The organism is Nocardioides panacihumi (assembly GCF_039530925.1).
GTDB lineage: Bacteria > Actinomycetota > Actinomycetes > Propionibacteriales > Nocardioidaceae > Nocardioides > Nocardioides panacihumi.
On record NZ_BAAAPB010000004.1, the window covers coordinates 72,137 to 91,588 of the forward strand.

The 19,452-nt window shown below is 70.9% G+C and carries 14 protein-coding genes; 7 read left to right on the top strand and 7 right to left on the bottom strand.

All coding sequences use genetic code 11. The annotated features are described in order from the left end of the window. Positions 1-47 precede the first annotated feature (47 nt). The 6 genes from ABD205_RS16390 to ABD205_RS16415 all read right to left on the bottom strand — a co-directional run bounded on the left by ABD205_RS16390 (position 48) and on the right by ABD205_RS16415 (position 7,519). Positions 48-1,316, bottom strand: a complete 1,269-nt coding sequence (locus ABD205_RS16390; RefSeq protein WP_344046583.1) for a right-handed parallel beta-helix repeat-containing protein — start codon at positions 1,314-1,316, stop codon at positions 48-50. Further along, positions 1,313-2,971: a DUF4082 domain-containing protein gene (locus tag ABD205_RS16395; RefSeq protein WP_344046585.1), complete on the bottom strand. Its 1,659-nt coding sequence runs from the start codon at positions 2,969-2,971 to the stop codon at positions 1,313-1,315. Before ABD205_RS16395 ends, ABD205_RS16390 begins: the two co-directional genes overlap by 4 nt. A 166-nt stretch (positions 2,972-3,137) precedes the next feature. Further along, positions 3,138-4,283 (bottom strand): non-hydrolyzing UDP-N-acetylglucosamine 2-epimerase, encoded by a 1,146-nt coding sequence (wecB, locus tag ABD205_RS16400; protein ID WP_344046587.1) that lies wholly within the window; start codon positions 4,281-4,283, stop codon positions 3,138-3,140. 2 nt (positions 4,284-4,285) lie between these two features. Further along, positions 4,286-5,542, bottom strand: coding sequence for a UDP-N-acetyl-D-mannosamine dehydrogenase (gene wecC, locus ABD205_RS16405; protein WP_344046589.1), 1,257 nt, complete (start codon positions 5,540-5,542; stop codon positions 4,286-4,288). After that, the gene (locus ABD205_RS16410) at positions 5,515-6,351 is read right to left on the bottom strand and encodes a WecB/TagA/CpsF family glycosyltransferase (protein ID WP_344046591.1); all 837 of its coding nucleotides are present in this window, start codon (positions 6,349-6,351) and stop codon (positions 5,515-5,517) included. Before ABD205_RS16410 ends, wecC begins: the two co-directional genes overlap by 28 nt. Further along, positions 6,344-7,519 carry a hypothetical protein gene (locus ABD205_RS16415; protein ID WP_344046593.1) on the bottom strand — a complete coding sequence of 392 codons (1,176 nt, stop codon included), beginning with the start codon at positions 7,517-7,519 and terminating at the stop codon, positions 6,344-6,346. Before ABD205_RS16415 ends, ABD205_RS16410 begins: the two co-directional genes overlap by 8 nt. Before the next feature lie 271 nt (positions 7,520-7,790). Between ABD205_RS16415 and pstC the strand changes: the two genes are divergently transcribed. The 7 genes from pstC (at position 7,791) to ABD205_RS16450 (ending at position 18,338) form a co-directional block, all read left to right on the top strand. Continuing rightward, entirely contained in the window at positions 7,791-8,801 is a 1,011-nt protein-coding gene (gene pstC, locus ABD205_RS16420; protein ID WP_425573065.1) for a phosphate ABC transporter permease subunit PstC, read from the top strand. After that, complete coding sequence (gene pstA / locus ABD205_RS16425; RefSeq protein WP_344046597.1) at positions 8,798-10,060, top strand: phosphate ABC transporter permease PstA; 1,263 nt, start codon at positions 8,798-8,800, stop codon at positions 10,058-10,060. Before pstC ends, pstA begins: the two co-directional genes overlap by 4 nt. Beyond that, positions 10,053-11,747 carry a phosphate ABC transporter substrate-binding protein PstS gene (locus ABD205_RS16430; RefSeq protein WP_344046599.1) on the top strand — a complete coding sequence of 565 codons (1,695 nt, stop codon included), beginning with the start codon at positions 10,053-10,055 and terminating at the stop codon, positions 11,745-11,747. Before pstA ends, ABD205_RS16430 begins: the two co-directional genes overlap by 8 nt. Beyond that, complete coding sequence (locus ABD205_RS16435; RefSeq protein ID WP_344046601.1) at positions 11,747-14,365, top strand: hypothetical protein; 2,619 nt, start codon at positions 11,747-11,749, stop codon at positions 14,363-14,365. The genes ABD205_RS16430 and ABD205_RS16435 overlap by 1 nt, the downstream gene beginning before the upstream one ends. A gap of 129 nt (positions 14,366-14,494) precedes the next feature. After that, positions 14,495-16,375, top strand: coding sequence for a hypothetical protein (locus ABD205_RS16440; protein ID WP_344046603.1), 1,881 nt, complete (start codon positions 14,495-14,497; stop codon positions 16,373-16,375). Further along, positions 16,372-17,409, top strand: coding sequence for a sortase (locus ABD205_RS16445; protein WP_344046605.1), 1,038 nt, complete (start codon positions 16,372-16,374; stop codon positions 17,407-17,409). Before ABD205_RS16440 ends, ABD205_RS16445 begins: the two co-directional genes overlap by 4 nt. A 53-nt stretch (positions 17,410-17,462) precedes the next feature. Next, positions 17,463-18,338 carry a phosphate ABC transporter ATP-binding protein gene (locus ABD205_RS16450; RefSeq protein WP_344046607.1) on the top strand — a complete coding sequence of 292 codons (876 nt, stop codon included), beginning with the start codon at positions 17,463-17,465 and terminating at the stop codon, positions 18,336-18,338. Positions 18,339-18,510: 172 nt separating this feature from the next. On the opposite strand, the gene ABD205_RS16455 is transcribed toward ABD205_RS16450, so the two are convergent. Further along, entirely contained in the window at positions 18,511-19,449 is a 939-nt protein-coding gene (locus tag ABD205_RS16455) for a M15 family metallopeptidase (RefSeq protein WP_344046609.1), read from the bottom strand. Between the last annotated feature and the right edge of the window lie 3 nt (positions 19,450-19,452).

Sequence of the window (19,452 nt, forward strand, 5' to 3'; positions counted from 1 at the left end):
CAAGGAAGGGGATAAGGAGGCCAGGTCGCCGGGGCTCGACGCTCAGGTCAGGAGTGGGTGACAGGTCTCCCGTTCATGTCCCAGACGTTGCGGCTCCAGATGTTGCGTGCCCCGTTGGCGTCCCAGGCGGTGACAGGACCCCAGTGCCCAGAGTTGGGGAAGTACGACCGGGCGAAGCGGTTGCCGGTGATGGTGATGTGGTTGCTGAGGCCCTTGTAGCCGCCCCCGGCGTAGATGGTGTAGCCGCCGCCACCGACCAGGTTGTCCGTCACACGACGGTTGGCCTGGATGTTGAAGTCCTGGAACAGGCTGATCGCGTCGGTCTGGTCGTAGGAGTTCAGGATGGTGTTGTGGTGGACGACCAGCGGTCGGGTGCCGCCGTTGGAGGTGAACCCGTTCAGGTGGTCTCCGGCCTTGTAGCCCATGTCGTGGATGTAGTTGTCAGCTACGGTGCCGGAGTCCATCTGGATGCCGGTGGACATGCGCGAGATGTCGTTGTGGTCGACGACCGGGCTGGTGACGGTGCCCGAGATGTCCTTGACAGCCACCATGCCGCGAGTGCTGCCGGTGGCGCTCGGTGCCGTGATGAGGTTGTGGCTCACGTGGATGTTCGACCCCTCGCGGAGCCCCACGGCCCAGTTGTCACCCACGACCGTGATGCGGTTGTTGCGGATGGTGACGTTCGAGGCGTGCACCTCGATGGAGATCCCGCTCAGGCGCAGGTTCTTCAGGACAGCGCCGTTGCCACTGACCGTGATCCATCCGCGCGGGTCGTAGGTCCAGCCGGGACCGCTCCTGACGTCGCCCGGCACGCTACGGAAGACGGTGCCGCGGGCGGGGCCGGTGTTGCTGCCGTCCGGGAAGCCGCACGTCCGGGGGCGCCAGACGCAACCCCGATGGGCGGTCACGGTCTTCCGGGCGCTCGACCCGAGGCTGTGGCCGCCGGCCTTGAAGACGGCGTACACACGGTGGCTGCCCGCCCGGATCGGGCGCAGTCGCACCGCGACCTTGACCTTCCTGGCCGACTTCGTCGTCCGAGCCGTCCCCAGCACCTTCGTACTGGTTCGGACGACGACGATGCCCGGCGGCAGCTTGCTGACGCCGCGGGTCAGGGTGACGACCGCTCGTGGCTTCGCCTGGTCGGAGACCTGCGTGGCGACGGAGAGTCGCACGGAGACCGGTCCGGTCGCCCCCGTCCGCGCCACGGCCGGGGCCGTGGACACGCCTGGCGCGAGCGTCGCGACCAGGAGGACGGAGGCGAGCAGGGCGCCTACCTTGGAGCCGCGGACGAGCGCGGCGACGGTTCGCTGGTTCATGAGCCGGAGACCCCTGCCCCGTTGTCGTCCCAGATGTTCCCGCTCCAGGTGTTGCCCGTGCCGTTCGCGTCCCAGGCGGTCACGGGGCCCCAGTGCCCGGAGTTGGGGAAGTAGGTCCGGGCGAAGCGGTTGCCCGTGACGGTGATGTGGTTGCTGGTGCCCTTCGGCCCACCGCCGGCGTAGATGGTGTAGCCGCCGCCGCCGATGAGGTTGTTGGTCACGCGACGGTTGGCCTGGACGTCGAAGTCCTGGAACAGGCTGATCGCGTCCGTCTGGTCGTAGGAGTTGAAGATCGTGTTGTGGTCGATCACCAGGGGACGCGTGCCGCCGTTGGAGGTGAACCCGTTGAGGTGGTCACCGCTCTTGTAGCCCATGTCGTGGATGTAGTTGTCGGCCACGGTGCCGGCGTCCATCTGGATGCCGGTGGACATGCGCGAGATGTCGTTGTGGTCGACGACCGGGTCGACGACCTTCCCGAAGATGTCCTTGACAGCGACGAGGCCGCGGTCCGTCCCGGTGGCGCTCGGGGCCGTGATGAGGTTGTGGGTCACGTGGATGTTCGTGCCCTCGCGCATCCCGACGGCCCAGTTCTCGCCGACGACGGTGAGCCGGTTGTTGCGGATCGTCACGTTGGAGGAGTGGACCTCGATGGAGATGCCCCGGATGTCGAGGTTCTCCAGGACAGCGCCGTCACCGTCGACGGTGATCCATCCGCGCGGGTCGTAGGTCCAGCCCGGACCGCTCGTGACGTCGCCGGGGACACTGCGGAAGACCGTGCCGGCGGCGGGGCCGGTGTTGCTGCTGTCGGGGAACCCGCACTTGCTGGGAGCCGCGGCGCAGCCGTTCTGCGTCGGGGCCGCGGAGGTCGACGGGCTGGCCGGCGCAGTCGTCGTGGCCGGCGCCGTCGGGGTGGGGGTCGGCGTCACGGTCTTGCTCGGCGACTGCGTCGGGGTCGAGGTGCTCGTGGTCGGAGGGGCCGAGGTCGGCGTGCTGGCCGGCGACCCGGTCGCGGTGCCCGTGGGCACGGACGTCGTGGTCGACGTCGCGACACCACTCACTGCGTCCGGCACGAACCGCACGTCGACGAAGTAGTTCGCGCTCTTCCACGTGTCGCGCGGGAAGCCGCCGGTGGCGCCGTAGGCGTAGACGCCGCCGTTGCGAGGCACCGTGATGTGGTTGCGGGTGACTCCCTGCTTGAAGCCCCAGTCGTCGACGGCGTACCGCCCGGTGGGCGCGAGGTAGGAGGCGGTGTAAGTCTGCCCCGGGTCGACGTGGACCGGGGTGGCGAACCCGACGCTCTGCCAGCCGGCGCCCGTCGAGCTCTTGAACGTGGCCGTGGCGAGCCGCTTGCCGCTGGCCGACCACAGGCTGCCGGTGTGGGTCCCGGTGTTCTTGTCGGTGCCGTAGTACTTCACCCCGACGACCGTGCCGGGGACGGTGACGGAGAATCGCATGCCGAGCTCGACGCTGGTGCGGTCCGGGTCGGTGTGGGCGGGGGGCGCGGTGTTGGGGAAGACGGTCTCCTCGGCGGCGTTCGCACCCGGCTGCACCAGGAGCGAGATACCGAGGGCGGTCGCTACCGCGACGACCGTGGAGAAGATGAGAGCGAGTCGCTTGCGGGCATGGCGAAGCGACCGAGGTTCGGTGTGTTTCATGAGGATCCAGTCAGTCTCGAGGGGGGCGGGGCTGGCATGGGCCTAATCAAGACCTGCGGGCCGAGAACAGCCGCAACTAAAGCACCGAAACTGACAGGATCCACCCGCGAGGGACCCCAATCCGGGATCCGGTGGCCGTATTTACCGCATATGGGGGATGGACGGCTCAGGTCGCCCAGTCGGGCAGCCGCTCACCGCTGCCGAAGAACGCCTCGACCGCCGCACGGATGCGCATCGAGGCCCGGCCGTCGCCGTACGGGTTCACCGCTCGCGCCATGGCGTCGTACGCCGACGGGTCGGTGAGCAGCGCGGACACCTCGCGCACGATGAGGTCCTCGGCGGTCCCGACGAGGCGCACCGTGCCCGCCTCGACGGCCTCGGGGCGCTCCGTCGTCTCACGCAGGACGAGCACCGGCTTGCCCAGGCTCGGCGCCTCCTCCTGGACCCCGCCGCTGTCGGTCAGGCAGACGGAGCTCATGGCCATCGCCCGGGCGAAGTCGGAGTAGGACAGCGGCTCGGTGACGGTCACGTTGTCGAACCCCTCGAGCGGGGGCAGCAGCACCTCGCGTACGGCGGGGTTCAGGTGCGCGGGCAGCAGGAACCGGACGTCGGGGAACTCCTTGGCCAGGCGTGCGATCGCGTTCGCGGTCCGCGCCATCGGCTCGCCCCACGACTCCCGGCGGTGGCTGGTGATCAGCACGCCGGTCCCCTCGGCGAGCACGGACACGGCGGGGTCCTCCAGCGGGAGCGAGCGGGAGACGACGTCCACGAGCGCGTCGATCACCGTGTTGCCCGTGACCACCACGTCCCCGGCGGCGATGCCGTCGCGCAGCAGGTTGGCCCGCGAGGAGGCGGTCGGTGCGAGGTGCAGCGAGGAGAGCTGCGACGTCAGCCGCCGGTTGATCTCCTCGGGGAACGGGTTGTAGCGCTCGTCGGTGCGCAGGCCTGCCTCGACGTGGAGGACCGGCACCTTCTCGTAGAACGCCGCCAGCCCGGCCACGAACGTCGTCGTCGTGTCGCCCTGGACCATCACGGCGTCGGGGCCGATCTCGCGGATCGCGTCGGTCAGGCCGGACAGGATCCGACCCGTCATCTCGTGCAGCTGCTGGCGGGGTCGGATCACGTCCAGGTCGACGTCGGGGACGATGTCGAAGAGGCCGTTGACCTGATCGAGCATCGCGCGGTGCTGGCCGGTGACGGCCACGATGACGTCGACGTACGGCGACGCCTGCAGCTCGCGGACGACGGGTGCCAGCTTGATGGCCTCGGGACGGGTCCCGTAGATGACCATCACCCGGGGTCGTGCAGCCACGACTACCTCCAGAACCCGACGGTGTCGTAGACGACCTTGCCGGCGAGCCGCGACCGGCTCAGCGACTTGAAGTGGTCGTGCCCGACGAGGAGCACGACGATGTCGGCCGCGGCGATGGCGTCGCACGCGGGCTGGAGGCGGACGTTGAGATGCTCCTCCAGGTGGTGCGGTAGGACGTTGACGTGCGGCTCGGCCACCCGGATGTCCAGGTCCGGGCACGCAACGGCCAGGTGCTTGACGATCTCGATCGCGGGGCTCTCCCGCAGGTCGTCGACGTTGGCCTTGTACGCCAGCCCGAGCACGGCGACGGTCGGGTTGACGAACCTCGACGTCTTGGCCGCCACCTGCTCCGCGACGTGGACCGGCTTGTGGTCGTTGATCTCGCGCGCCCGGCGGATCAGCTGTGAGCGGTCCGGGTCGGCGCCGACGATGAACCAGGGGTCGACGGCGATGCAGTGTCCGCCGACGCCCGGGCCGGGCGTCAGGACGTTGACCCGCGGGTGGTGGTTCGCGAGCCGGATGACCTCCCACACGTCGAGCTCGAGGTCCTCGCTGATCAGCGAGAGCTCGTTCGCGAAGGCGATGTTGACGTCGCGGTAGGCGTTCTCGACGAGCTTGGCCATCTCGGCGGACGCGGCGTCCGAGATGACGAGCTGGCCCTGGGTGAAGACCCGGTAGACGCTCGCAGCCTTCTCCGCGCAGCGAGGAGTGATGCCGCCGACCACGCGGTCGTTGGTGACCATCTCGATCATGATCCGTCCGGGCAGGACGCGCTCGGGGCAGTGGGCGACGTACACGTCGGGGACGCCCTCGGAGGCGTGCGGGAGCACCAGGTCGGGACGCAGGTCGGCCAGCCACTGGCTGATCGCGTGCGTCGTTCCCGGCGGCGACGTCGACTCGAGGATCACCACCTCGCCACCGCGCAGCTTCGGGGCGATCGCCTCGGTCGCTGCGCGGACGTAGTGCAGGTCCGCCTGGTGGTTCGCCTCGAACGGGGTCGGTACGGCGATGATGTACGCGTCGGCCTCGGGCATCTCGGACGTGGCGGTCAGCCGGCCCATCGCGACGGCCCCGCTGACGGCGGCCGAGAGGTCGGGCTCGACGAACGGGACCTCGCCGTTCGCCACCGACTTGACGGTCGCCTCGTTCACGTCGATGCCGACGACCTCGACGCCCCGTGTCGCCAGGCAGGCGGCCGTCGGGAGGCCGATGTAGCCGAGGCCGACGACGGCTACGCGTCCGTTGAACTGTGTGTCCATGACATGTCCTCGTGGTGGTTGGTTCGCTCGGCGTCCCCGGCCGGGCGGGTGTAGATCGGGCGGGGCTTGACCAGCTCGCGGGCGAGCAGGCCGATGAAGCTGACGTTCGTGGTGAGGTAGCGGCGCCAGAGCCGCCGCGGCTCCTGGACCAGTCGGTAGGCCCACTCGAGGCCGAGGCGCTGCCAGCGCAGCGGGGCGCGCTTGGTGACGCCGGCGAAGACGTCGAACGAGCCGCCGACGCCGTGCAGGACAGGCACGCCGAGCAGATCGCCGTGCCGGCCGAGGAAGATCTCCTTCTTCGGCGTCGTGATGCCGAGGAAGAGCATGTCGGGCTTCGCCTGCACGATGTCGGCCGCGACGTCGGCCGACTCGCTCTCGGTGAAGTAGCCGTCGCGGCTGCCGGCCAGCACGATGTTCGGCCAGCGAGTCCGGACCACGTCCTCGAGCCGGGCGAGCACCTCGGGCTTCGCCCCGAGGAGGTAGACCCTCAGGTGCTGACTGTCGGCGAGCTCGAGGAGCGACTCGAAGAGGTCGATGCCGGCCACGCGCTCGGGGAGCGGCTGCCGCAGCAGTCGGCTGGCCCAGACCACGGACTGACCGTCTGCCAGCAGCACGTCGGCCTCGAGGAGCGAGTCGCGGAGCAGGTCGTCCCGGGTCAGCTTGACCACCTTGGCGGCGTTGAGGACACCGAAGAGCAGACGCGTCCGGAGCGCGACCGCGTCCGCGGCGAGTGCAGTGGCCTCGGCGAGGGTCAGTGGCGCGACCTGGAGCCCGAAGAGTCGGCGCAGCTCGGTCGTGTGCTCAGTCATCTGCGGCCGCCTTCGCGGGGGAGAGCCAGGCGTAGAGCAGCCAGCCGAGCTCGTAGGGCCGACACTCGCGGTCGACCACGCCGGCCGGCATGAGCCGGTCGAGTCCCGGCACGTGCAGCCCCTGCTTCAGCGACGTGCTGAGCGCACCGATCGCGCGGGCGGCCTTCGGCGGCTCCCGACGCCCGACCTTGCGCCAGACGAGGTGGTGGCGCTCGCTGACCAGCTCGTCGACGACCTCGGGATGACGGTTCAGCCAGCCCAGACCCCGGGCGATCCGCGCCCGGTGGTCATCACCGCCGGCCTCCCAGAGGTCGAAGAGGACCATCGGCGCCATGGCGTGCTGGTGCACGCTGTAGACGGGGAACGCCTCCACGACGGAGCCGTCGCGCGAGTCGTAGTGCCACCACCACTGACCGGCCGCGCCCTGCACGTCGCAGAGGCGGCGGGCGATCGTGTTCGCACGCTCGAGCAGGCTGCGATCGCCGGTGAGCACTGACGCCCGTGCGAAGGCCTGCAGCGGGTAGACCTGGTCGGCGAAGCTGCCGACGTGGGCCCGCCAGCGGGCCTGCGCCGACGCGGGCAGCGTGTGGGGGAAGAGCCCGGAGCGACCCGCGTGGGACGCCAGCAGTCTCGTCGCGCTCGCGACCACGTCGCTCGTGTCGGCGTACGACGACGCCGCGACCGCGGCCGTCAGGATCCAGGCGGCGTCGACCGTCGGCAACGCCCTCCCGTCGAGGAAGCCGCGCAGGCGGGCCACGAGGGTGTCGACGGAGTCGTTCTCGACCTCGGCCACGGCCCATACCGCGAGGGCGACGGCGCCCGGGTCGGCCGACGTCTCCGCGCGCTCCGCCGCCAGCCTGACGATCTCGCCGGCGGTGCGGCCCGCGAGGACGCTGCGCTGCGCCTCGTCCGACGTGCGCGCCAGGCCGAGGGCGGCCATCGCCGCGTACCGCAGGTTGACCCCCTCGCGCTGGAGTGCGACGCCGTCGGGGCGCGTGACCCCGCGGACGGTCTGCGCGAACTCACCGGTCGCGGGGTAGTAGGCGTGCGGCAGTCCGGCGACGGCGAGTGCCGTCAGGCGCTCGACCTCGCCGCGAACGGTCACGTCGACCGCGCTCATGACGTCCGATCGCGTCAGAGCCCCGGTCTCGGCGGTCGGTGCCGACATGCCCCCTCCAAGTCCCTCACCTGCCGGGCTCGCTACGTCCCCCCGGATTCCCTCAAGGCTGGACGGCGAGGGCGGGATCCTCGGGGCCGCTCGTGGCATCTACCCAAGAAAGGGGAGTAAAGGACGGCGCGATCCCGGCGGCCGGCGAACCCGCGCCCGCGCGGCAGGACGAGGGGCCACGGCGATCGTCATCGGATCCCGCACTGGTGTTCATCTGACGTCCACCGGTTCACGAGCGTGGGGTCGCCGATGCTGTCCACCCTTGCGCGATGTGGGGCTGGCAATCGAACTAGACGACGCACCCGCCGCTGAGGACCGGCCTCGCAGGATCAAGCTCGTTCGGGACACGCCCGACAAGATCTTCCGAGGTGTCGCGACGGGCAGTGGCGTGGTGGTGCTGTCCATCATGCTGCTCGTCGGCGTCTTCCTGAGCGTGCGCGCGTTCCAGGCGCTGAAGCGGGCGGGGCTGTCGTTCCTGACGACGCGGGCCTGGGAGCCGGACGCCGGTCACTTCGGCGTGGCCGCGGTGCTGACGGGGACGATCCTGATCGCGTTCGTCGCGGTCCTGATCGCGTTCCCGCTGTCGACCGCGACCTCGCTCTACATCACCCAGTACGCGCCGGACCGGATGCGCAGCCTGCTGGTCTCGGTGATCGACCTGATGGCCGCGATCCCGTCGGTCGTCTACGGCCTGTGGGGGTTCTTCTTCCTCCAGGCCGAGGTGGCGCCCGTGGCCGCGTGGATCTCGCGGCACTTCGGCTGGATCCCGCTCTTCCGGGTCGACGGCGTCCAGAAGGACGACCCGCTGCCCTCGATGACGGTGTTCACCGGGTCCACGCTCATCGCCGGGCTGGTCGTCGGCATGATGATCACCCCGGTCGTCACCTCGATCATGCGCGAGGTCTTCTCGCAGGTCCCGATCGGCGAGCGTGAGGGCGCCTTCGCGCTCGGCGCCACGAAGTGGGGCGTCATCCGGTCCGTCGTGCTGCCGTTCGGCAAGGGCGGCATGATCGGCGGCACGATGCTCGGCCTCGGCCGCGCGCTCGGCGAGACGATCGCCGTCTACATGATCATCACGCCGGTCTTCGCCGTGCAGCCCCACATCCTGCAGAGCGGCGCGATCTCGGTGTCCTCGCTCATCGCCCTCCACTTCGCCGAGGCGAGCCCGTTCGGCCTCTCGGCGCTGATGGCGGCGGGCCTGACGCTCTTCCTCCTCACCCTGATGATCAACTTCGCGGCATCCTCGGTCGTCGCCCGGTCCCGATCCGGAGCAAGCAGTTGACCGAGCTCGCACAGCGTGAGGTGGTCGAGCCTCTCGTGGCCTCCACCGTGCTGCCCCGGACGCACGCCCGCCCCGACACCGCCGAGGTCCGTCGCTTCACCAGCGGCGTCCGGATCGGTGACCTGCTCGCCCTGCTGGGCGCGGCGGCGGCCGCCCTCGCACTGACGACGCTGATCTCCTCGCAGATCGCGCCGATGCGCGGTGTCCTCGCGTTCGTGGTGGTGGCGTACGCCCTCTTCCTCGTCGTGTACGCCGTCCTGGTCTCCCTCGACGAGACCGGGCCGGTGGTGCGCGACCGGGTGATCGCGGTCCTCGTCCAGTCGGGTGCGTTCCTGCTCGTGGGGACGCTGGCGTCGGTGCTGGTCTACACGGTCGGCCGCGGCTTCCGCTCGATGCTGCACCTCAACATGTTCACCCAGGACATGACGCTGGCCGGTCCGCTCGACCCGCTGACCAGGGGCGGCGTGATGCACGCGATCGTGGGCACCCTCATCCAGATCTCGATCGCCCTGGCGATCACCATCCCGCTCGGCGTCACGACGGCGCTGTTCCTCTCCGAGGTGCCCGGAAGGTTCGCCCGCTTCGTCCGCACGATCGTCGAGGCGATGACCGCGCTTCCCTCGATCGTCGCCGGCCTCTTCATCCTCGCGACGTTCGTCCTCATGCTCGGGTTCGACAAGTCGGGCCTGGCGGCCGGACTCGCCATCACGGTGATGATGCTGCCGATCATGATCCGGGCGGCGGACGTCGTCTTCCGGCTCGTGCCGCACACGCTCAAGGAGGCCAGCCTGGGCCTGGGCGCCGGTCAGCTCAGGACGGTCCTGCACGTCGTGCTGCCGACCTCCCGGTCGGGCCTGACCACGGCGATCATCCTGGCCACCGCCCGCGGCATCGGGGAGACCTCCCCGGTCCTGCTGACCGCCGGCTTCACCGCCTCGCTGAACGCGAACCCCCTCTCGGGCCCGATGGTCTCCCTGCCGCTCCTCACGTTCCAGTTCGTGAAGTCGCCGCAGCAGACGATGGTCGACCGTGGCTTCGGTGCTGCGGTCGTGCTGATGGGCCTCGTGCTCGTCCTCTTCGTCCTCGCGCGCGTCCTCGGCTCCCAGGACGTCGCCAAGCGCGCCGCCCGGCGTCAGCGCAGACGCGCCCGCGCGGTCCGTCGCCAGGCGCTCACCCGCAGGGCCGCCGCGCTCGTCCGCCGTTCCGCACCCGCAGACCCCGACCACTCCGGGTCCTCTCACAGGAGCACCAGTGCCTAGTCGTCTCCGTGGCCTCGTCGTCACGGCGGTCCTCGCCACCGTCGCCTGCCTCGGCCTCACCAGCGCCCCCGCGATGGCGGACGCCTACACCCCGATCACGGGGGAGGGCTCGTCGTGGGCGGCCAACGCCATCGACGACTGGCGCGCCTCGGTCGTCAACGCCGGCATCAAGGTCAACTTCGCGGCCGCCGGGTCCGTCGCCGGCCTGACCGGGTTCGCCCAGGGCAACAGCGACGACTTCGCGGCCAGCGACATCCCGTACGGCGTCAAGGACACGAGCCCGGACCCGCCGGGCCGTGCCTTCGCGTACATCCCGGACGTCGCCGGCGGCACCGCCCTGATGTACAACCTGACCGTCGCCGGCAAGCGCTTCACCAACCTGAAGCTCTCCGGTCCCACGATCGCGGGCATCTTCGCCGGCAGCATCACCCGGTGGAACGACCCGAAGATCGCCGCCGAGAACCCCGGCGTCGCGCTGCCGCCCCTCAAGGTCACGCCCGTCGTCCGCTCCGACGGCTCGGGGTCGACGGCGCAGTTCTCGCTGTGGATGGCGAAGCAGTTCGGCTCGGTGTGGAAGTGCGGCCAGATCTCGTTCTTCACCCAGTGCGGCAGCTACAAGGCCACCACCCACCAGGCCAAGTCGGGCGACAACGGCGTGGCGGGCTTCGTCGCGCAGGCCGGCAACGCCGGCAGCATCGGCTACGTCGAGTACTCCTACGCGCTCCAGAGCGGCTTCCCGGTCGCGAAGGTGCTCAACAAGGCCGGCTTCTACACCCTGCCGACGGCGTCGAACGTCGCGGTCGCGCTGCTCAAGGCGAAGATCACCATGACGCCGGGCCCGACGTACCTCACCCAGAACCTCGACGGGGTGTACGTCGACCCGGACCCGCGCAACTACCCGATCTCGTCCTACTCCTACTTCGTGGTGCCGACCCAGCTTCAGAACGGCTTCACGAACCCCAAGGGGAAGACCCTGAGCGCCTTCGTGCGCTACGCGCTGTGCGACGGCCAGCAGAAGGCGCCGACGCTCGGCTACTCGCCCCTGCCGATCAACCTGGTCCAGGCGGGTCTCAACCAGGTCAAGCGGATCCCGGGGGCCGAGACGGCGGCCATCGACATCAAGAAGTGCAACAACCCGACCTTCTCCGCCGACGGCACCAACACGCTCGCGAAGAACGCGCTCTACCCCGACCTGTGCGACAAGAGCACGGCGAAGGCGGGCTGCGTCTACGGCACCCCGTCCAACGGCTCGAAGTCCGCCAGCACGGGCGGCCAGGGCGATCAGAACTCGGTCGGCGCGAAGCCCACCGGCACCGGCTCGACCACGACCAGCACCGGCTCAGCGACCACCGGTGGGGCGGGCACCCCCGTCGTCGGCGGGGCGGCGCCCGGTGCCACGACTGCGGGCGCGGCGTCCGGCGCCGGTGCTGGCGCGGCGGCAGGAGCCGGCGCAGGTGCGGGCACCGGCAGCGGCGGTCAGGTGAGCATCCTCAACCCCGACGGCAAGACGTCGTGCGACCCGGACACCGGCCAGTGCACCCAGCTGGCGGCCTCCCCGGCCGAGCTGCCGCTCGACCACGTCTCCGCCGTGTCGAGGTGGGCGGTCTGGCTGATGATCGGCCTCCTGCTCTGCCTCATCCTCGCCCCGCCGGCGCTGGTGCTGTCGAGCCGGAAGGCGAAGTCCTGATGCGGACGACGCCCTGGTTCCTGCGCTCGCGCCGGCTGCGCCGCGTCGCCGCGGCCGCTCTGGTGGTCGACCTCGGTCTCGGCGTCCTGTTCACTGCCCTGGCCGTGTCGGCCGGTGCTGCCGAGACGTCGTCGGCCACTGCCTCCGCTGCGTCCACGGGCAGCTCGGTGACGGTGAGGTGGGTCGAGGACCGTGCCTCGTTCGACCCTGACTACGTCGACGCCACGACGCCCGACCCGCAGGACAGGAACCAGCCGCTCTTCACCGACCTCGAGGTCACGGTCTCCCAGACCAAGGACCTGACGGACCAGGGCCTGCAGGTGTCCTGGAAGGGCGGCAGGCCGAGCGTCGGCAGCGGCGCCGGCGCCGACTTCCTCCAGCTGATGCAGTGCTGGGCCGGTCCCGGCGCGTCCGGACCCACCCCGGAGCAGTGCCAGTGGGGCACGCCGAGCGGAGCGGTCGCCGCCCAGACGGGGACGGCGACGTCGACGCGGCTGCTCTTCGAAGGAGACGAGGCCGACCCGAAGCAGGACCTGGGCGCGGACCGCACGCACGCCCAGTTCGGCCGGGACCCCGAGAAGCTCGTCCCGTTCTGGTCGGTCGACGACCCGGAGAAGAAGGACCTCGGCTGGGTCAACGACGCCTACAACCAGCCGCCGTACAACTCCGCGCAGTCGAACGAGGTGACCTACGCCAGGACGGCCGCCGACGGCACGGGTCAATACATCGTCAACCTGCAGAGCGCGCTCAGCTCGCCGTACCTCGGCTGCGGCAACCCGACCCTGACGAGGGCGGGCTACTCCTGCTGGCTGGTCGTCGTCCCGCGCGGCGAGTTCAACCTGAACGGCGCCAGGGCGGACACCCACGACGACTCGCTGCCGCAGAACTCGCAGTACGTCGCCGGCTCGCCGCTGTCCGCGTCCGCGTGGCAGGACCGGATCCAGGTCAGGCTCTCGTTCACGGCGATCGGCGCCAGCTGCCGGCTGGGGGACAACGAGATCGCCACGGCCGGCTCCGAGCTGGTCGCCGCCGCGTTCTCGTCGTGGCAGTCCGCCCTCTGCTCGCAGGGCACGACGCTGGGCTACTCGCAGGTCGGCGACGGCCAGGCCCGCTCCGCCCTGCAGGCGGGCGGCGACGGCTCTCCCGGCCTGACCTTCATGACGGACCCGATCGACCCCGCGACGACGGGCGACGCCGACATCGAGTACGCGCCCGTGTCCACCTCGGGGCTGGTCGTCAGCTACCTGATCGACAAGAACTACACCGGCGACACCGACAACCCCGACCGGGGCGCCAACGGCACGCTGGTCACCGACCTCCGGCTGACACCGCTGCTCGTGGCGAAGCTGCTCACGCAGTCCTACCGCGGGGACACCCCGGGCAACGGTCAGACCTCCCAGGTCTCGAAGGACAACCCGGTCAGCATCCGCACGGATCCCGAGTTCCTCGCCCTCAACCCGGACTTCGCGTACTTCTACAAGTCGTCGGCCCCGGACGGGCTCGTCGTGCCGTTCGGCGACACGGACGCCGCGCAGGCGGTGTGGGCGTGGCTGCGCTCCGACACCGCGACGCGTCGCTTCCTGAGCGGCCAGACGGTCGGGGGAGTCACGATCAACCCGGCGTACAGGGACCTCGGGCTGGAGTCCGACGAGACCCTCGCGTCGTTCCCGAAGGCGGACGGGGCCACGTTCCTCCCCGCGTCCGCCCCGAAGACCGCCCCCGAGTTCGGCACGCTCGACATGCGGCCCTACGCCTCGAGCTTCACCGACGGCGCCCGCAGGACGGTCACGGCCAGTTCGGGCTCGAAGACGACCTGGGACGTCACCAAGGTGCCCGCCCAGTACGTCAGCGACGGCTCGCAGACCCCGGGCACGCGCTTCGAGATGGCGATCACGACCTCCCAGGCGGCGAGCCTCTACGGCCTCCCCGTCGCCTCGCTGGTCTCGGACCGGACCGACACGGGCCCGGGCGTCGCCCCGACCGCGGACGCGATGACGAAGGAGCTGGCCCGGCGGGTCGCCACGGCGGCCCCCGGCGTCTACCGGGTCGACCCGATGAAGGACGTCGAGGGCGGCTACCCGCTCACGATGCAGACCTACGCGGCGATCAACGTGTGCGCGGCCGGCACGACCGAGCTGACGGCGTACGCGCGGCTCCTCGACTACGTGGCGGGCGGCGGGCAGAACCCCGGCACGAAGCTGGGTCAGCTCCCGCTCGGCTACGCACCGCTCGGAGCGGCCGACAAGGCCCAGGCGAGGTCCGTCGCCGCCGACCTCCGAGCGGAGATCGCCAAGCCCCGGTGCCCGTCGCACCAGGCGACCGCCGACCCGTCGCCGACCTCGGGCCCGACGACGACACCCCCGACTCCGACGCCGCCGCCGACGCAGGCACAGCCGCCGCTCTCGGGGCCGACGGCCCCGGCCGTGGTCCAGGCCCCGGTCGCGGCGCCGACCGCCGCTGCGCCCGGCGCCGTCGTCGACGCGCGGGCACTCGGCATCACGCCCGTCGCCCAGGTCAGTCCGGCCGCCCGGTACGCCGTGCTCGCAGCCCTGCTCTTCGCCCTCCCGTGCCTCGTCGCCGGGCCGACGATCGTCCGGGCCGGGCGGCGGAGCCGCTGATTCACAGGGTGTTCCTCGCCCATTCACCGACAGCACCCCCCACGCTCCCGCGCCCCTTCTAGCGTCCGGAGCGCTTGCCACCGGCCGGGCGGTCGCAACACTCATTCACCTTCGAAAGGACACCACTCGATGAAGGTCACCACCTTCGCGAAGGCCGCCGTGAGCGCGTCCGCAGTCGCGGCGCTGACGCTCGGCCTCAGCACGACGGCGTTCGCCGTCACCGGTCCGACCGCCACGCAGGAGGACCCGACCGGGACCCCCGCGGCCACGACTCTCGTCGGCGTCGGGTCGGACACCACGCAGGACGTGATGTACGGCGTCGCCCAGGCGATCAACGCCGGGCAGGCCACGCCGGTCATCGCGTCGTACACCGCGACGGGTGGGACCACGATCACCTACCGCAGCGGCAAGGCCACGGCCAGGCCCAACGGCTCGGGCGCCGGCTACAAGGCGCTCAACGACTCCATCGGCCTGACCGCCGCCGGCAACGCCAACGCGGGCGACGTCGACTTCGCGCGTGCCTCGGGCACCCAGGGCATCGCGGCCACCGGCACCTCGGGCGTCACGACGGACATCCCGTTCGCCGTCGACACGATGGGTGTGGCCGTCCCGGCCGGCAGCCCGTTCCTCCTCACCAACGCCGGCGCGGGTCTGACGATCACCGACCTGTACAACATCTACGCGGGCGTCGACACCTACGTCGACACCACGGACGGCTCGCTCGAGACCGCCGCCGGCACGAACAGGATCCCGATCCACGCGTTCGTGCCGAAGCCGACCTCGGGCAGCCGCCAGTTCTTCCTCACCCAGCTCGCCACGCAGGGCCAGGGCATCGCGGTGGGCACGAACAAGGGTGACAGCCTCTACACCGCCAACACCTACTCGGCGACCGGGCCGTTCATCGGTGCCGTCGACTCGGCCGGCGCGGCCGTCCAGGAGCACGACGCCACCGTCCTCACCTCCGAGCCGTCCACGGTCGCCGCCATCGCGCCGTTCTCGGGCGCGAAGTTCATCGGCTACCACAACGGCAAGATCGCCGACCCCGACGCGGGCAGGACCGCCGGCACCGACTACAAGCTGGTCCCGTTCAAGTCGACCGTCGCGGGCGGTGAGAGCGGCGTCCTGCCGTACACGGACAACGCGGGTGTCTACGCACCGAACGCCGGCTACAAGACCTACGCCACCAAGGGCACCGAGGGCGCGGCGTTCAACCTCTTCCGCGACGTCTACAACATCATCCCGACGGCCGCGTGGAAGAACCCGACGGCGAACGCCAAGTACGCGCTGCTGAACTCGACCTTCGTCGGCGCGACGTCCAAGGTCTGCCAGGCCGCCAGCGCCATCACCGCCTTCGGCTTCCTGACCGCCGACAACTGCGGCGCGACCACGAAGACGTACGACACCCCGTCGACGGCCACCGTCACGCCCAGCGTCAAGACCGCCGGAGTCGCCGGCAAGTCGACCGTCTTCAACGTCAACGTGCAGTCAAACGGCAACGGTGGCGGCACCGCCACGATCACCGTCGCCGGCAAGGACTACACCGGCACGGTCGCCGCCGGCCAGACCGACGGCACCGTGACGGTCCCGACCCCCGCGGCGGGCACCTTCGCCTACACCGGCACCTTCACCCCGAACCTCGCCGGCGTGGCTCCCGCCCAGATGGCTCCCGGCTCCTTCGCCGTGGCGAAGGCCCCGGTCGTCGCGCCGGTCAAGGTCAACGCGACCATCAGGGCCGTCGCCCCGAAGGTCTCGCACACCAAGAAGGCCAAGGTGGCCGTGACCGTCACCGCGTCGCGCACCGTCCCGACCGGCAAGGTCACCGTCGTGGTCAAGAAGGGCACGCGGACCCTCGTCACCGTGGCGAACAGGCCGCTCGTCAGCGGCAAGGCCGTCGTTACCCTGACCAAGAAGCTCAAGAAGGGCTCCTACGCGGTGTTCGTCTCCTACACCGGCGACGCCAAGGTCAACCGGGTCGCGCTGAGGTCCGTCACCACCCTCAAGGTGAAGTGACCTTGTCGGACCACGCGTCGAGCGACTGGAGCACCGCACCGGCGAAGGCCGGGGCGGTGCTCCGCCGTACGACGACGGCCGTGCGCGCGCGCCTCGCACAGGCGTCCCGCCGCACTCGGGACCGGCTCGGGGTCGTCGACACCTCGGCGCCGGCGGACCTCAGGCGCGCCGTCCCGCTGCCCTCGGAGAGCACGATGCTCCGGGTCTCCGGGTGGGCGATGATGCTCTTCGTCGTCCTCCTCGCCGGCTTCGTCGCACACCTGACGCTGATGTCACACCTCGCGGAGGAGCGGAGCCAGCGGCTCCTCTACGGCCAGTTCCGCTCGGAGCTCGCCGCCGGCACCGCCCCCGTCGGGCAGGTCGGCGTCGACGGCGCCCTCCTCGCGCCGGGCTCGCCGGTGGCGCTCGTCAGGATCCCGGCGCTCGGGCTCTCCCAGACCGTCGTCGAGGGCACGTCCTCACGGGCGCTGCTCGACGGCCCCGGGCACCGTCGGGACACTCCGCTGCCCGGCCAGCAGGGAGCGAGCGTCGTCTACGGCCGCCAGGCGGCGTACGGCGGCCCGTTCCGCGCGATCGACACGCTCGTGCCCGGTGACCGGATCACGACGGTGACCGGCCAGGGCACGGCGACCTACGAGGTCACCGCGATCCGCCACGCCGGCGACCAGGTCGCCGCGCTGCCGTCGGCCAAGGCCGGTCGGCTGACGTTGGTGACCTCGTCCGGCTCCCTGTTCTCCGGCGGCCACGTCGTGCGCGTCGACGCAGACCTGGTCGGCACGGCCCAACCCGCTCCGCAGCCGGTGCTACGCCTCGGGTCGCTGAGCACGGCGGAGGATCCGCTCGGCACCGACCCGAGTGGCTGGCTGCCGCTGTTCCTGCTGCTCGAGCTGGCCATCGTGGTCGGCGTCGGGCTCGTCTGGTCACTGCGACGCTGGGGCAGGTGGCACACCTGGATCGTCGCCGTGCCGGTCGTCCTCGCGCTCGGGGCGCAGATCGCCGAGCAGGCCGTCGTGGTCCTGCCCAACCTGTACTAGCCGGACCCCTCGCCCGCGGCGACATCGCGGGCGAGCTTCGCCCAAGGAGAGCCATGCCCGCCTCGAACACGCAGGACAACACCCTGGTGATGCCCGCTCTGCCCCCGGACGTCGACCTCGACGTGGTGCCGAACGTCGCGCCCCCCGGCGAGGGTCTCGCCCAGCTGGAGGCGGTCGACGTCTCCTGCTGGTTCGGCGAGCGGAAGGTGCTCGACCGCGTCTCGCTGACCATGCCCGCCGGGAGGATCACGGCCCTCATCGGCCCCTCCGGCTGTGGCAAGTCGACGTTCCTGCGTGCCCTCAACCGGATGCACGAGATGGTGCCGAGCGCGTCGATGGCCGGCCGGGTGCTGCTCGACGGCGAGGACATCTACGACACCTCCGTGCGCATCACGAGGGCCCGACGCGACATCGGCATGGTGTTCCAGAAGCCGAACCCGTTCCCCGCCATGTCGATCGCCGACAACGTCCTCGCCGGGCTGAAGCTCACGGGCACGAAGGCGACGAAGGCGGAGAAGGAGGACCTCGTGGAGCACTGCCTGCGCCTCGGCGGGCTGTGGAACGAGGTCAAGGACCGTCTCGACGCCCCCGGCGGCGGTTTGTCCGGCGGTCAGCAGCAGCGCCTGTGCATCGCGCGCTCGATGGCCATCAAGCCGCGCGTGCTGCTCATGGACGAGCCCTGCTCGGCCCTCGACCCGACGTCGACCCGCGTCATCGAGGAGACGATGAAGCAGCTGGCGGAGGAGGTCACGATCGTCATCGTCACCCACAACATGCAGCAGGCGGCCCGCGTCTCGGACCAGTGCGCGTTCTTCCTCGCCGCCCAGGGCACCCCGGGCGCCATCGTCGAGCACGGTGACACCACGGCCATGTTCACGAGCCCCCAGGACCAGCGGACGCACGACTACGTCAACGGCCGCTTCGGCTGACCCCCTCCCCGCCGAGACGTCAATCCATCCGGTGCGAGACGTCAATCCGTCCGGTCCGAGACGTCAATCCGTTCCGGAACGCCTCGACCGATTGACGGCTCGGGCCGTGGGGATTGACGGCTCGGGCCGTGGGGATTGACGGCTCGGGCCGTGGGGATTGACGGCTCGGCGGTCAGGTGCCGTTCTGGCTGAAGTGCTGGAGGTCCTTGAGCGAGTGCCAGTCGCCGCCCCAGGTCCAACCGATGCGGGCGAAGGCGCGTACGACGGGACCGCCGGGAAGGATCATCCCGGGCCGTACGTCGCTCCGGTCGACGTACGACGACGACAGCTCCGGCAGCACGAGCGAACCGTTGACGTAGGGGTTCTGGAACGGGTCGACGTCGACCGCCAGGCCGTAGGCGTGCTGTGAGAAGCCGGTCTTCTGGCCCGCCTTCGGGCGGCAGTTGAAGGAGCCGGTGTCGTTGCCGTCGCCGGTCGGTGGGGCGGTGAGCTCGGCGCGCGTGGTGATCCGCATCTCCTCGATCGGGAAGCGCGCTCGGTAGAGGTCGCCGAACACCTGCACGATCTGGTCCGCGACGGAGGCCTTCACCAAGAGCTCGCCGGTGTGGCGCCGGTCGTCGAAGCCCCAGAAGGTCAGCCGCACCCAGGCCAGGTCGGACGCGGCGACGGGGCACCCCTGCACCCAGGTGGACCGCGCGATGACGTCCGCCGGCGCGATCTCGACGCGGCTCGCGAAGCCCGTCCCCGGCAGCATCGGCACGGTGTCGGGCAGCGTGAAGCGGCGGTCACGCAGCTCCCGGGGGGTGGGCCGGATCTCGCCGTACCCGGCGGCCGTCCTCGGCAGGACCCGCGTGCCGAGCCACGCCGGAGGCACCGTCCCCACCGCCGGGCGGGCGGTGGCCGACGCTGTCGCTGCGGCCGACGACGGCGGCCGCGTGGTCGGCGGCGTTGACCCCCTGGTCGTCGGCGTGGCCGTGACCGTGGTCGTCACGGTGACCGTCGGCGTGCTCGGTCCCGCCGTGGTCGGCTCCGAGGAGCAGCCGGCGACGAGCGCGAGCACGGCTAGCGCAACGCACAGCGAGACCCCTCGCGCCGCCCTCTCCAGCCTCACACC